The following is a 13,194-nucleotide window of genomic DNA, read 5'->3' on the forward strand; positions in this document are numbered from 1 at the left end:
CTACGTGCGGACGGGATAAGCGCTGAAAGCATCTAAGCGTGAAGCCCCCCTCAAGATGAGATTTCCCAATTAGTAAGACCCCTTGAAGACTACGAGGTAGATAGGTTGGAGGTGGAAGCGCAGCAATGTGCGGAGCTGACCAATACTAATCGGTCGAGGGCTTATCCTAATAATTCTAACATAAATTCGTTCGTATCTAGTTTTCAGGTGATCAAACATCTGGATAAGCTGCATGTCTTTTTTGAAGACTGATATTTTCTCGCAGCGATTAGTAACGTTATGAAATTCATTCACACTAACGTGATGAACCGAATTTCTCACGGCAGCATTTGTTACACAAATGCATGTTTGGTGGCGATAGCGGAGGGGTTCCACACGTACCCATCCCGAACACGACCGTTAAGCCCTCCAGCGCCGATGGTACTTGGACCGCAGGGTCCTGGGAGAGTAGGACGTCGCCAAGCAGCCATTTTGTAAGACATGATTACATACATAAGTGATGTAAAGAATGTATTATGAAATACTATATTCCCTGATAGCTCAGTTGGTAGAGCACTCGACTGTTAATCGAGTTGTCACAGGTTCGAGTCCTGTTCGGGGAGCCATAACGGCCCGTTGGTCAAGTGGTTAAGACACCTCCCTTTCACGGAGGTAACAGGGGTTCGAGTCCCCTACGGGTCACCAATTTTAATTTGTACACGTTTAGACATGGAGGCTTAGCTCAGCTGGGAGAGCATCTGCCTTACAAGCAGAGGGTCGGGGGTTCGATCCCCTCAGCCTCCACCATAGTAATTTTTTAGATGACGCGGGGTGGAGCAGCCCGGTAGCTCGTCGGGCTCATAACCCGAAGGCCGCAGGTTCAAATCCTGCCCCCGCAACCAATTATATTTATGTGGAACCGTGGTGTAGTTGGTCTAACATGCCTGCCTGTCACGCAGGAGATCGCGGGTTCGAATCCCGTCGGTTCCGCCATTATAATTATTAAAGATTCACAGTTTATGAGCCATTAGCTCAGTTGGTAGAGCACCTGACTTTTAATCAGGGTGTCGAAGGTTCGAATCCTTCATGGCTCACCATTTCTTATCAAAGTGTGCGCGTGTGGCGGAATTGGCAGACGCACTAGACTTAGGATCTAGCGTTTCACGACGTGGGGGTTCAAGTCCCTCTACGCGCACCATCTTTATGCGGACGTGGCTCAGCGGTAGAGCATCGCCTTGCCAAGGCGAGGGTCGCGGGTTCGATTCCCGTCGTCCGCTCCATTTTATTTGCGCCCTTAGCTCAGCTGGATAGAGCGTTTGACTACGAATCAAAAGGCCAGGAGTTCGAATCTCTTAGGGCGCACCATCTTTATTAGTTAGAGTAAGCCGATGTGGTGGAATTGGCAGACACGCCGCACTCAAAATGCGGTGCCGCAGGGCTTGCCGGTTCGAGTCCGGCCATCGGTATTGTTTCGGGACGTAGCTCAGCTTGGTAGAGCACCTGGTTTGGGTCCAGGGGGTCGCATGTTCGAATCGTGTCGTCCCGATAAAGTTGAGAACCATCGAATTATTTCGATGGTTCTTTTCGTATTTTCAACTATTTATAAACTAAGACTCCCTTTAACTGCTTGTTTGTATAAATATTGTGACTGAGGTGCACAATATAGAAAAGTAAGCAGATAGAAGGGGATCAGCGTGAATGCTTCGAAACTCAAAAAAAAGTTGATGAGAAATTGGAAAAGGTGGAAGCGTCGAATTGGAGCAACAGCCTTGAGTGTCATTATCGCTATGCTCGCTTGGTGGGGAATTCATCTCTCGGGACAAATCGAATCTTTATTATACTCTGAACCACAAATTGCTATGGAGACTTTGCAGTATTTGCAAAATACAGCTTCTACTGAGTTATCTGTAGAAAGGCAACAATTTTTGAAAAGCTTGAAAGATTCGAATAAAGCCCATAGGGTTGTAATTCAGAAAAACTATATATGTGGTCAAGAAGAAAGAGCTATGGGACAGATGAGTTCTGACAAAATTATAGAATTGCTTCATGAAAATCCAACATGGAATGGACAATTTAGTGAGCATGAGGAAGTATGGCTGGTGGAATGGGTCGAAGACCTATCTCCTGTGTGCAAACAAAGTGCATATATGAGTATGGATGCGGATGGTAATCTTACGTTATTTGAAGGTCCACCGAAACAGGAAAAGGTATTGAAGACTTTTTTTCAACTTGATATTAATTCTATGGAATCAGCATTGCCTGAGGGTGTGTTGGAACAACTATATACTGGTATTCGAATTCAGGATTTAGATGAATACAATAGTGTGATATCCACATTTAGTGACTTCGCACAAGAGTATACTGAGAACGTTATGAAGAGGACGGAGTAAGTAGGAATTGATCAAAGAACAGGGGTGTCCTTAGTCATTAATAATGACTAGGGACACCCCTGTTTAGCTGTATTAGGTCTATACTTGTACAGTCCATTGTAGAGTGTCTGGAATCAAACCCGTTTGGATACCAGTAATGGTGTCATAAAGTTGTTGTGACAGCTTACCGATTTGTCCCTCATTGATGATCACTTGTTTCTCATTCCAGAATAATTCACCAACGGGAGAGATAACAGCTGCTGTACCGGTTCCGAAGACTTCTTCCAAAGTGTGATTATGATAAGCTTCGTAGACTTCCTCCATCGAAATCCGGCGTTCCTCTACCGATATACCCCAGTTCTGTAATAGCTCGATAATAGAATCACGGGTTACCCCTGCTAAAATACTACCGTTCAACTCCGGAGTGATGACTTTTCCATCAATTTTAAAGAAAATATTCATACTCCCAACTTCCTCAATATATTTCCTCTCCAGCGCGTCTAACCATAGAACTTGAGAATATCCGGCTTCTTTAGCTTCGGTTTGAGCTTTAATGCTAGCTGCATAATTACCTGCTGCCTTGGCAGTCCCTAGTCCACCTCGAACGGCGCGCGCGTAAGAAGACTCCACATTGATCTTAACGGGTTCTAATCCTTCACTGTAGTATGCGCCAACCGGAGATAAGATGACGAGAAGCTGATAAGTATGGGAGGCCCGTACACCAAGACAAGGCTCAGTCGCTATAATGAATGGACGAATATATAGAGAGGTTCCTTTACCTGAAGGAATCCATTCTTTATCTATATTAACTAAGGTTTGAATAGCATGTAGAATAAAGTCTTCATCGATTTCTGGAATTTCAAGACGATTATTGGATTGGTTGAAGCGCTCCATATTTTTATTCGGTCTGAACAAAAGGATTTGGTCATCTTGTGCTAAGAATGCCTTCATTCCCTCGAAAACAGCTTGACCATAATGCAATACCATGGCAGCAGGATCTAACACTATGGGACCATAAGGAACGATACGAGCATCATGCCAACCTTGTTCTAAATTGTAATCTAATAAAAACATATGATCTGTAAAAATCTGTCCAAATTCTAGATGGTCTTGAAGTGGTTTCTGTTTAAGGTCGTTTCTTTTGAAAATTTGAATGTCCTTCATACTTTAACTCCTCCTGAGTCTCAATGAAATATACTTACTCCATTATAATGAATAAAAAAACAATTGGTCAATCCAATAATATCTATTAGAATGATAGTTATGGCCTATATATGAAATGAGGTAATAAATTTGGAATTTAGAGTTCTAGAATATTTCCTTGCCGTCTGTGAAGAATTACATTTTACTAAAGCAGCAGAACGACTAGGAATCAGTCAACCTACGTTGAGTCAGCAGATCCGCGTGCTTGAGAATAGATTGGGAACTCCCTTGTTCAGGAGAATTGGCAAAAAGAACTATTTAACAGAAGCTGGTCATATTTTGCGGAATCATGCGATTAGAGTATTCTATGAGCTAGAACAAGCACAAATAAAAATAACGGAAATCAAGGGATTACAACGCGGGAAGCTAAGGATTGGATGCTCGGGAAACCATCTACTGACAACGACCATCGTTTCTTTTCATGAGAAGTACCCTAATATTTCGTTATCTGTGATTGAGTTAGCAACGGAAGAAACAAGGCATGGCTTGTTGAATAATGAATTGGATATGGGTGTTGTCTTTCTACCTTTGGAAGATGCGAACTTGATTAGTCATCCACTTTATACAGAAGAGCTTAGTTTAGCTGTTTCATCAGCACATCCCTTGGCTAGAGAAAATAGCGTTCCATTCAATTATTTGCAAAACTTATCACTAATATTGTTTCCTGAGAAGTTCTTGGTTAGACAAATGGTTGATATGTACGGAAAAGAAGAAGGAATTGTCTTGACGCCAATAGTGGAACTGTCGACGATGGAATCTATGATGCAGATGGTTCGGCTGAATATTGGTGCAACTATTTTACCTAAATCCTATCTACATGTAAATTATACTGAAGATAAGCAGATTCGTATTATTCCCATCGTTGAGCCCATACCCCAAAAAACAGTTGGAATCGTTTATCGCAATGAATCGATGATAAGCTTATCTATGAAGACATTTATTCATGAGTTAAAAGGTAACTTTCAATCCTAAAAAGGAGTAGTTTCCTTAGAGTAATAGACTTAATAGAGAGTTTTTCATATAATGAGATAACGAATACATATGTTCGCTTTATGACAGAGGAGAGATTGATTTTGCGAATTTTAGGAATTGACCCGGGTATTGCTATTGTCGGCTTTGGTTTCGTAGACAAGGTAGGAAGTAAGGTTATTCCAGTGCAATATGGATGCATTCAGACCGAAGCTCATACGCCAGAGGAAGATCGGTTGCTACATGTGTATGAAGGTATGGTACAGTTGATAGATAAATATAAACCAGATACTGTCGCTTTTGAGAAGCTATTCTTTAATCGGAATGTGACGACAGCTATGACTGTCAGTCAAGCGCGTGGTGTGATGATTCTAGCTGCGGTGCAAAAGGGACTACCCGTTGCAGAATATACACCATTACAAGTGAAACAAGCTATTGTAGGTTATGGTAAGGCTGAGAAAAGGCAGGTTCAGGAGATGGTAAAAATTTATCTTAACCTCAAGGAAATTCCTAAGCCTGATGATGTTGCGGATGCTCTAGCTGTTGCTATATGTCACGCTCACTCATCAACATTAAATACGATGATCAAAGAGGTGCTGAAGAAATGATTGATTACCTAACAGGTTCGGTTGTCCATTTGGAGAATGACTATGTTGTCGTTGATGTCCGTGGTATAGGATATCGCGTATTTTGTCCGAATCCCTATGCCTTTGCTAAGGTGGAAGGTGAAGTGACGATCTATACACACTATAACGTGCGCGAGGATGCGATATTAATATTTGGATTCCCGACACGAGATGAACAGAAGTTGTTTCGTAAGCTAATTGAAGTATCGGGCATTGGTCCAAGGGTAGCCCTAGGCATATTAAGTGGGGGAGATCCAGAACTTGTTGTGTCTGCGATTCATCAAGAGAATATCCCTTTCTTAATTAAACTTCCGGGTATCGGAAAGAAAACTGCGCAACGGATGATTCTCGATTTGAAGGACAAGCTGGATGGTTTCGCTACGACTGTTATTTCAGGTGGCTTATTCACTGTCCCTGAACCTCAAGAAGGAGATGGATCCTCTTGGTCTGAGGCTAGGGAAGGATTGAAGGCCCTTGGGTATACGGAGACAGAACTTGACAGTGTATGGTTAAAAATTAAAGATGAGATCACATATGAGGACACGATAGACGTCTTAATGAAGAAGGCGCTCAAACTGCTCTATGCGGGCTGAGGAAGAGGAGCGATAGTTAATGGATGACCGTATTATATCAGCGAACTTGATGATGGAAGATCAGGCAGTGGAGTTAAGTCTTCGCCCTCGCTATTTGGCAGAATATATCGGACAGAATCAAGTGAAGGAAAACTTAAAAATTTATATTGAAGCAGCCAAAATGCGTAATGAGGCGCTAGATCATGTACTTCTATATGGCCCTCCAGGGCTCGGGAAAACGACACTGGCTAATATTATAGCTAATGAATTAGGAGTTAATCTGCGGACAACATCAGGTCCTGCTATAGAACGCCCAGGTGATTTGGCTGCGTTACTAACCAATCTGCAAGAAGGCGATGTACTGTTTATTGACGAAATTCACCGTCTGCATCGGACAGTAGAGGAAGTCATGTATCCTGCAATGGAAGATTTTGCTCTAGATATTATGATTGGTAAAGGGCCAAGTGCTCGTTCTGTAAGGTTGGATTTACCTCCGTTTACATTAATAGGTGCTACTACCCGTGCAGGTTTGTTATCGGCGCCGCTTCGAGATCGTTTCGGTGTAGTTAGTCGGTTAGAATTTTATAGTGTGGATGAATTAAGTTTTATCGTATCGAGGGGAGCGGACATTTTTGGGATTGAGATTGTAGGAGATGCAGCCGATGAGATTGCGCTTAGAGCGAGGGGGACCCCTCGTATCGCTAACCGTCTGTTAAAACGAGTACGCGACTATGCTCAAGTACGTGGAGACGGAATAATTACGAGAGAAATTGCGGATCAAGCCCTCCAAATGTTGCAAGTAGACCCAAGAGGATTAGATGTGATCGATTATAAAATACTTCATACGATGATTACGAGTTTTCGTGGAGGACCAGTGGGACTAGATACGATTGCCGCAACGATTGGAGAAGAGAGTCAGACGATTGAGGATGTATACGAACCTTACCTCATGCAGATTGGTTTTTTACAACGGACTCCACGGGGGAGAATGGTTTCGTCTGCAGCGTATCAACACTTAGGATTACCACAACCACCTCAGCAGAAATAAATATTCGATCCTAGAGAGGAGATATTCAATGATTCTTAATTTGAAAAAAGGGTTTCTGAAGAAGATTACTACATGTATGCTAGTTGCTGTTATTGGCTTATCTTGTCTGAATACTTCACAAAAGGTTATGGCGGCAGGACTCGTTCAAGATACGATAAGGGTCGCAATGTTTGTTGACTTGGGAAGTGCCTACAGATCCATCACTCCAGCAGTAACACTTGAGTCTGGATCTTCTTGGAGTGCAGGGATGAATGGCTCAGTTGGATACCGTGAGATGGCTTCTTTCATGGGGAGTACACAAGTACGATTCAGTGTGGATTCATTTCGGGTAAAAGTATTGGAGACGTCAGATTGGAATAAGATTGCAGCAGCATTCCAGAATTTGTCCACAACAGCGAATGATAAGCCCATTCTATTCAGTTCTTCATTGGGAGGACAGACGGTGTATCAACTGTATACCGGAATGTATGCTACTGAACAAGCTGGTAGAGAAGCTGTGATCCGTGTTAGCCAGACGGCAGCAGCTCAATTGAACGGTCAAACACCTTCGCTAAAGGGGAGCAAACACGGGTCTGCAGGTGTTCATGCTACTTTAGATCAAGCGATGACACAACAAAGCATGATTCAAGCTTCAGGTTTTGATGCTATGACTGTTATCCAATATATGCCGACAGGTGAAATTCAATATGCGGTATGGGTAGGAGAAGCGACAAATGATAGTGAACTGAGTATTATTCAACAAGAGATGAGTCAGATTATGCCTGCGATTACTTTAGCGGCTATAGATTCTTCTCTTCCAGCACTTATACTACGTCAGGATGTTGGACTTCATTTATCTCCTAATCAAACGGTAGCACATTATCAAATAAGCGGTGAATCTGCGAAAGTATGGATTCCGGATCCGTTCAATGGAATGAAAGTAACAGAGAGAGCAGCGCGGAGTTATCGTGGAAATTGGGAAATTAGTTCATATAATGGTCAGTTAGCGTTGGTGAATGAACTGCCTCTAGAACAATACCTATATTCTGTTGTTGGGGGAGAAGTACCTTCCTCATGGTCGTCAGAGGCACTGAAGACTCAAGCGGTAGCTGCAAGAAGCTATGCTATATTTCAAAGAAATAAATATCAAGTGGCAGATGTGGTCGATACGACGCTAAGTCAAGTTTATAATGGCTTAGGCTCAGAAGCTGCAAGTATTACACAAGCTGTTGACGAAACGAAGGGTGAAGTTCTCGTAAAGGATGGTAAGGTAGTTGAAGCTATCTTCTCATCTAATAGTGGTGGGGTAACAGCTGATTCTAGTGAAGTATGGAATAGTGGTAACAATACCTTTATCAATGTAACAAGTGAAGGTGATATATCTGCTCAAAATAACTTGAAGATGTGGTATTATGTTTTATTGAATAATGGACTGACAGGTTATATACGTGAAGATAATGTGAAGGAATTGAGTAATACAACCGTAGCAGGGCTTGCTCAATTAACGATAACATCATTAGATACGAATGTCCGTCCAACACCACAAATTCAATCGAATGTAACACCTGTAGCTAAGCTTAATCCGGGAGAGACTGCCGTTATTCTTGAAAAGGTCTCAGAATCCAACTCCTATTCTTGGGTTAGAGGTCCTTATACTTCTGCTGAGCTACTCAAGGCTATGCAAGGAAAGGCATCACTGCAGTTACCATCGACGATTAGTTCGCTTGAAGTAACGAAACGTGGGCCTTCGAGTCGTGTTACTGAACTGAAGGTAAATGGTCAAATACTGGATGTGAAGTATCCAGACTTGTTTAGATCAGCATTGAATGGCTTACCGAGTACTTTATTTGATATTGTATCCACCGGAAGTTATACTGTATTAGGTTCCGACGGTGCAACGGTACAAGCATCTACGTCATCAACGACTTCTGTCATTTCAGCAGCGGGGGTTAGTAACCTTAATGGGACTACGACAGTCATCATGAATGGTGACTCAAAGGCGACAGCAGTGGATGCGAGTGAGAAGTTTAAATTTATCGGTCAAGGAAACGGTCATGGACTAGGACTTTCTCAATGGGGAGCCAAAGGGATGGCTGATGCAGGGTATGATTATCAGGATATTTTGAAACACTATTATCAAAATGTCACTATTGTTAAGGAATGACGACAACATGGATGTAGAATTATATAATTTTGATCTGCCAGAGGAATTGATTGCCCAGACACCACTTTTGGAACGAAGCTCATCGCGTTTGCTTACGTTGAGCAGAGAAGATGGTTCGATGGAACATCATACCTTTAAAGATATAACGGATTATCTTCAACCGGGTGATACACTTGTATTAAATGATACTCGAGTTATTCCTGCGAGATTGTTCGGAGTGAAAGAGGATACTGGTGCGAAAGCAGAGGTTCTGTTACTTAAAAATTTGGGTCAGGACCGGTGGGAAGCATTAGTAAAGCCAGGTAAGAAGCTGAGACAAGGCAATGTCATTATATTCAGTGATGAACTTCAAGCAGTAATTGAATCTGAAGGTGATATGGGTGCCCGGGTACTCGTATTCACTTATCAGGGTGTATTTCAGGAAATTCTCGATCGTCTGGGACAAATGCCTCTTCCACCTTATATTAAGGATAAGTTAGATGATCGTGAACGTTACCAAACGGTGTATGCCCGTCATGAGGGTTCGGCAGCGGCACCTACAGCAGGACTTCATTTCACAGAGGAATTACTTCATGATATTCGTGCAAAGGGAGTATCAGTGGCATTCATAACGTTGCATGTCGGGTTAGGAACATTTAGACCCATGTCAGTTGAGCGAGTGGAAGATCATGTCATGCATGAGGAGTATTACTCCTTGTCTCAGGAAACCGCAGACTTGTTGAATAGAACGCATCTGAACGGTGGGAGAATTATTGCCGTTGGAACAACGTCTGCTCGGACACTAGAAACGGTCGGTCAGCAATGTGAAGGCGGTCCATTGAAAGAGTGTAGTGGTTGGACTAGCATTTTTATGTTTCCAGGATACCAATTTACCGTCGTAGATGCCTTAATTACCAACTTTCATTTACCAAAGTCTACGTTGGTCATGCTTGTAAGTGCTTTGGCAGGACGAGAACATATTCTCGAAGCATATCAAGAAGCTGTGAAGGAGCAATATCGATTCTTCAGTTTCGGTGATGCGATGTTTATTTATTAAACTATATAAGTGCGTGTTCAAAAAGTCAGCTTTTCAGCACCGAGAAGATTGGATGAAGATAGGGAGTGAGGAGCGGAGCGTAGGCAGTACCTACGTGAGCACCGGAAGGACCGGCTGAATTCAATATTCGATGTCGAGTAAGATTCATGATATACTTCGTGATCAAAAGATGAAACTTTGAACAACCTCTATAAGGAAGGGATACAAAAACATTATGGTAGCAGCAGTAACTTATGAACATATCAAAACATGTAAACAATCAGGAGCCCGTCTAGGACGAGTTCATACGCCCAATGGCATTATTGAGACACCTACATTTATGCCTGTAGGGACACTGGCTACAGTTAAAACAATGAGCCCAGAAGAACTTAAGCAAATGGATGCACAGATTATTCTTAGTAATACGTATCATTTATACCTTCGCCCAGGCCACGATATTATCCGCGAAGCAGGTGGGCTTCATAAATTTATGAATTGGGATCGTCCAATTCTGACCGACAGCGGTGGATTTCAAGTCTTTAGTCTAAGTGAAATGCGTAAAATTACAGAAGAGGGTGTTCATTTCCGCTCTCATCTAAATGGAGATAAATTATTTCTCTCTCCAGAGGTTGTAATGGAAGTTCAGAATGCACTTGGCTCGGACATTATGATGGCTTTCGATGAATGTCCACCATACCCAGCTGAACATGAGTATGCTAGAAAATCTCTTGAACGGACAACTCGTTGGGCTGAGCGTTGCCTAGAAAGTCATGCACGGAGTAAAGATCAAGCTTTATTCGGTATCGTTCAAGGTGGGATGTATGAGGATTTACGTAAGCAAAGTGCACGGGATTTGACTTCCATGGATTTCCCGGGTTATGCTATTGGTGGACTCAGTGTGGGAGAGCCAAAACAGCTAATGTATGATGTGCTGGATTATACAGTTCCACTCCTTCCTAGCAATAAACCTCGTTATTTAATGGGCGTGGGATCTCCTGATGCTCTGATCGAAGGATCTATTCGTGGAATAGATATGTTTGACTGCGTTCTACCAACACGGATCGCTCGTAATGGGACAACGATGACAAGCGAAGGAAGAGTTGTAATTCGTAACGCGAAGTATGCTCGTGACTACGGTCCTTTAGATCCAGCATGCGATTGTTATACATGTAGGAATTACTCGAGAGCTTATTTGCGGCATTTGATCAAAGCTGATGAGACCTTTGGACTGAGACTGACTACATACCATAATCTGTACTTCTTGCAAGAATTAATGCGCAAGGTTCGTCAGAGTATTATGGAAGACAGACTGCTTGATTTTCGCGATGAGTTTTTTGATCAGTATGGTCTTCATGAGAATCTTAAAGGATTCTAGCATGATGACATTAATTTAAGGGGGAAAAGAAATGTTTGAACTTGCAACAGAAGCTTCCGGCACTGGGGGGGCAGGCTCCATATTTCAACTGATATGGCCATTTGTTTTAATGTTTGCTATTTTTTACTTTTTGTTAATTCGTCCACAACAGAAGAAACAAAAGGCACGTACTAGCATGCTAAGCACTCTCCAAAAGGGTGATAAAGTAGTAACGATTGGTGGTCTTCATGGAAAAATCGTAGAGATTACAGATGATATTATTGTTCTTCTCGTAAACGATGCGACTAGGCTGACTTTTGATCGTAGTTCAATAAGTCAAGGTACCCGTACAGATGTGAAATAGTAAAAGATTGCACATTAATCTTATATTCTAAATGAAATAGAGGTTGTCCATTAGTTATTCTGACTAATGGACAACCTCTATTTATATATGTGATCCGTGTTCAAAAAGTCGAATTTCAGTAATTAAAGATGACTTTTTGAACTCCTTTTACATGGAAGTGTTGTGTAACTTAGAACGCACTCTGATTGAACCGTGTTCCTTAGCAACCGCTAACTTAGCCCAATAGATACCCAAAGTAGAAGCGGTAATACCTAGTATTGATCCTGCAAGCATATCGATGAGCCAGTGAATACCAAGATAGAATATACTGAACACGATAATGGTTGAACTAATAGCGGTTATGATTCTCCAACGTATATTTCCTGAACGAGCTGCTAGCAGCATGATCGTTACGGAGATGGACGTATGAAGGCTTGGGAAGCAGTTATTTATACCGGACAGCGATCTGTAGTCCTGCTCGAATGATGGGAAGACATCCAACATGTGAAAGACTACTCCTGAAGGTGCGTAGGACCAAGTCTCATTTACAGGAACAAGAATGTAGAAGGGGATAGCTACTGCATAGTTAATCATAATAGCAAAGAAGGTTGCATATACGAACACCTTGTTACGATCCAACATGTAGACTCCAATGGAAGCGATCAATAAAGATTGAAATATAATGACATAGAAAAACACTAATACTTGAGTGAGCATTGGATTGTAAAAGAATTGCTGCAAAGTTTGCACGAAATGGCCTTCTATGCCAAAAATAAATGGTGTGAAATCAGCTTGATAGTTCAAACTCTCTTCGAATTGCAACTCGTATTTGTTAATTAATAAAATACACGCAACGCCTAGGAATAATACTAGAAATGTACGTGAAGATAGAAGTGATTGGGTGAACTCTTTGACGATTAAGAAAGGGTTTCGAAGAGACCCTATCCAAATAAGTAATACAACGGTTACTGCTGAAGTTAGAGCAATAGTTCCCATGGAATCATAAATCACAAAAACAATCCTTTCTTTTTAGCATGACTGGAATTAGTGTACCACATATAAAAGAAAGAGGATATATTTGGGAACTACATATTACTTTTTAAATTAATTCCAAACGCTCCTCCAATAGCAGCGATTATAAAGCTAGCTCCGACCCAAGAGATATCCTTTAGTGTAAAAGAACCATCTAATGCAAGAAACCCAATCAGAAGTATAACTAGTCCATAAAACACTCCTGTCAGTCCTCCGTGAACCCATCCTTTTTGCTTTGAACGCTTACCTGTGACTATACCACCAGCAAGGGCAGAGAATGCATGAATAATGTATGTGTACATTGTAAGGTCATGTTCCTGAAGTCCACTTAACCACAAGAAAAGTGAGAGAATGAATGCGCCTAGCATCATCCATGCGAATGAATAGCATAGTCCGGCTAGAATCGGATTACTAATTCTAAATGAGAATAATTGACGGATAGATTGCATGTTGTTACCCCCTTTATAGTCCATATATTACTGTCATTCTATGATAAGGCTTGCCCCAGTATTACAACAATTAGGATAGAGAATTCACTTGC

Annotated in this window: 12 protein-coding genes, 11 tRNA genes and 2 rRNA genes; 22 read left to right on the forward strand and 3 right to left on the reverse strand. The window is 41.8% G+C overall.

What is annotated here, in order from left to right:
• The 14 genes from AC1TO8_RS04855 to AC1TO8_RS04920 form a co-directional block, all read left to right on the forward strand.
• Window positions 1–169: ribosomal RNA gene (locus AC1TO8_RS04855) — 23S ribosomal RNA — on the forward strand; the annotation flags it as partial.
• A gap of 178 nt (window positions 170–347) precedes the next feature.
• A 5S ribosomal RNA gene (gene rrf, locus AC1TO8_RS04860) occupies window positions 348–464 on the forward strand.
• Between the two features lie 65 nt (window positions 465–529).
• Window positions 530–605 (forward strand) — tRNA-Asn (locus AC1TO8_RS04865).
• Window positions 606–609: 4 nt separating this feature from the next.
• Window positions 610–684, forward strand: a tRNA-Glu gene (locus AC1TO8_RS04870).
• A 26-nt stretch (window positions 685–710) separates the two neighbouring features.
• Window positions 711–786 (forward strand) — tRNA-Val (locus AC1TO8_RS04875).
• Between the two features lie 18 nt (window positions 787–804).
• Window positions 805–881: transfer RNA gene (locus AC1TO8_RS04880), tRNA-Met, on the forward strand.
• Between the two features lie 13 nt (window positions 882–894).
• Window positions 895–972: transfer RNA gene (locus tag AC1TO8_RS04885), tRNA-Asp, on the forward strand.
• A 28-nt stretch (window positions 973–1,000) separates the two neighbouring features.
• A tRNA-Lys gene (locus tag AC1TO8_RS04890) sits at window positions 1,001–1,076 on the forward strand.
• Between the two features lie 16 nt (window positions 1,077–1,092).
• Window positions 1,093–1,177: transfer RNA gene (locus AC1TO8_RS04895), tRNA-Leu, on the forward strand.
• Between the two features lie 7 nt (window positions 1,178–1,184).
• Window positions 1,185–1,259 (forward strand) — tRNA-Gly (locus tag AC1TO8_RS04900).
• Between the two features lie 8 nt (window positions 1,260–1,267).
• Window positions 1,268–1,344, forward strand: a tRNA-Arg gene (locus AC1TO8_RS04905).
• Between the two features lie 19 nt (window positions 1,345–1,363).
• Window positions 1,364–1,445 (forward strand) — tRNA-Leu (locus AC1TO8_RS04910).
• A gap of 6 nt (window positions 1,446–1,451) precedes the next feature.
• Window positions 1,452–1,525 (forward strand) — tRNA-Pro (locus AC1TO8_RS04915).
• Between the two features lie 178 nt (window positions 1,526–1,703).
• Window positions 1,704–2,369 carry a BofC C-terminal domain-containing protein gene (locus AC1TO8_RS04920; protein WP_482054514.1) on the forward strand — a complete coding sequence of 222 codons (666 nt, stop codon included), beginning with the start codon at window positions 1,704–1,706 and terminating at the stop codon, window positions 2,367–2,369.
• A 78-nt stretch (window positions 2,370–2,447) separates the two neighbouring features.
• Here the strand turns inward: AC1TO8_RS04920 and AC1TO8_RS04925 are convergent, their stop codons facing one another.
• The gene (locus tag AC1TO8_RS04925; protein WP_482054515.1) at window positions 2,448–3,512 is read right to left on the reverse strand and encodes a branched-chain amino acid aminotransferase; all 1,065 of its coding nucleotides are present in this window, start codon (window positions 3,510–3,512) and stop codon (window positions 2,448–2,450) included.
• Between the two features lie 129 nt (window positions 3,513–3,641).
• On the opposite strand from AC1TO8_RS04925, the gene AC1TO8_RS04930 reads away from it, so the two are divergent.
• The 8 genes from AC1TO8_RS04930 (at window position 3,642) to yajC (ending at window position 11,642) form a co-directional block, all read left to right on the forward strand.
• Window positions 3,642–4,523, forward strand: a complete 882-nt coding sequence (locus AC1TO8_RS04930; RefSeq protein ID WP_482054516.1) for a LysR family transcriptional regulator — start codon at window positions 3,642–3,644, stop codon at window positions 4,521–4,523.
• 101 nt (window positions 4,524–4,624) lie between these two features.
• Window positions 4,625–5,128: a crossover junction endodeoxyribonuclease RuvC gene (ruvC, locus tag AC1TO8_RS04935; protein WP_482054517.1), complete on the forward strand. Its 504-nt coding sequence runs from the start codon at window positions 4,625–4,627 to the stop codon at window positions 5,126–5,128.
• Complete coding sequence (ruvA, locus tag AC1TO8_RS04940; protein ID WP_482054518.1) at window positions 5,125–5,739, forward strand: Holliday junction branch migration protein RuvA; 615 nt, start codon at window positions 5,125–5,127, stop codon at window positions 5,737–5,739. The genes ruvC and ruvA overlap by 4 nt, the downstream gene beginning before the upstream one ends.
• A 19-nt stretch (window positions 5,740–5,758) precedes the next feature.
• A complete protein-coding gene (gene ruvB / locus AC1TO8_RS04945; RefSeq protein WP_482054519.1) occupies window positions 5,759–6,766 on the forward strand; it encodes a Holliday junction branch migration DNA helicase RuvB in 1,008 nt (335 codons plus the stop codon).
• A 28-nt stretch (window positions 6,767–6,794) separates the two neighbouring features.
• On the forward strand, window positions 6,795–8,909 hold the full coding sequence (locus AC1TO8_RS04950) for a SpoIID/LytB domain-containing protein (RefSeq protein WP_482054520.1): 2,115 nt from the start codon (window positions 6,795–6,797) through the stop codon (window positions 8,907–8,909).
• Window positions 8,910–8,916: 7 nt separating this feature from the next.
• The gene (gene queA / locus AC1TO8_RS04955; protein WP_482054521.1) at window positions 8,917–9,945 is read left to right on the forward strand and encodes a tRNA preQ1(34) S-adenosylmethionine ribosyltransferase-isomerase QueA; all 1,029 of its coding nucleotides are present in this window, start codon (window positions 8,917–8,919) and stop codon (window positions 9,943–9,945) included.
• Between the two features lie 214 nt (window positions 9,946–10,159).
• Complete coding sequence (gene tgt, locus AC1TO8_RS04960) at window positions 10,160–11,299, forward strand: tRNA guanosine(34) transglycosylase Tgt (protein ID WP_482054522.1); 1,140 nt, start codon at window positions 10,160–10,162, stop codon at window positions 11,297–11,299.
• A 31-nt stretch (window positions 11,300–11,330) separates the two neighbouring features.
• On the forward strand, window positions 11,331–11,642 hold the full coding sequence (yajC, locus tag AC1TO8_RS04965; protein ID WP_482054523.1) for a preprotein translocase subunit YajC: 312 nt from the start codon (window positions 11,331–11,333) through the stop codon (window positions 11,640–11,642).
• Window positions 11,643–11,789: 147 nt separating this feature from the next.
• Here the strand turns inward: yajC and AC1TO8_RS04970 are convergent, their stop codons facing one another.
• Complete coding sequence (locus AC1TO8_RS04970) at window positions 11,790–12,617, reverse strand: phosphatase PAP2 family protein (RefSeq protein ID WP_482054524.1); 828 nt, start codon at window positions 12,615–12,617, stop codon at window positions 11,790–11,792.
• A gap of 89 nt (window positions 12,618–12,706) precedes the next feature.
• The gene (locus tag AC1TO8_RS04975; RefSeq protein ID WP_482054525.1) at window positions 12,707–13,102 is read right to left on the reverse strand and encodes a TIGR04086 family membrane protein; all 396 of its coding nucleotides are present in this window, start codon (window positions 13,100–13,102) and stop codon (window positions 12,707–12,709) included.
• Between the last annotated feature and the right edge of the window lie 92 nt (window positions 13,103–13,194).

Source organism: Paenibacillus sp. Y859 (genome assembly GCF_056786405.1).

Coding starts and splice junctions, on each gene's coding strand:
- AC1TO8_RS04925 (WP_482054515.1), bottom strand. CDS start 3,512: ATGAAGGACATTCAAATTTTCAAAAGAAACGACCTTAAACAGAAACCA.
- AC1TO8_RS04920 (WP_482054514.1), top strand. CDS start 1,704: ATGAGAAATTGGAAAAGGTGGAAGCGTCGAATTGGAGCAACAGCCTTG.
- ruvB (WP_482054519.1), top strand. CDS start 5,759: ATGGATGACCGTATTATATCAGCGAACTTGATGATGGAAGATCAGGCA.
- ruvA (WP_482054518.1), top strand. CDS start 5,125: ATGATTGATTACCTAACAGGTTCGGTTGTCCATTTGGAGAATGACTAT.
- queA (WP_482054521.1), top strand. CDS start 8,917: ATGGATGTAGAATTATATAATTTTGATCTGCCAGAGGAATTGATTGCC.
- tgt (WP_482054522.1), top strand. CDS start 10,160: ATGGTAGCAGCAGTAACTTATGAACATATCAAAACATGTAAACAATCA.
- AC1TO8_RS04970 (WP_482054524.1), bottom strand. CDS start 12,617: ATGGGAACTATTGCTCTAACTTCAGCAGTAACCGTTGTATTACTTATT.
- yajC (WP_482054523.1), top strand. CDS start 11,331: ATGTTTGAACTTGCAACAGAAGCTTCCGGCACTGGGGGGGCAGGCTCC.
- AC1TO8_RS04950 (WP_482054520.1), top strand. CDS start 6,795: ATGATTCTTAATTTGAAAAAAGGGTTTCTGAAGAAGATTACTACATGT.
- AC1TO8_RS04975 (WP_482054525.1), bottom strand. CDS start 13,102: ATGCAATCTATCCGTCAATTATTCTCATTTAGAATTAGTAATCCGATT.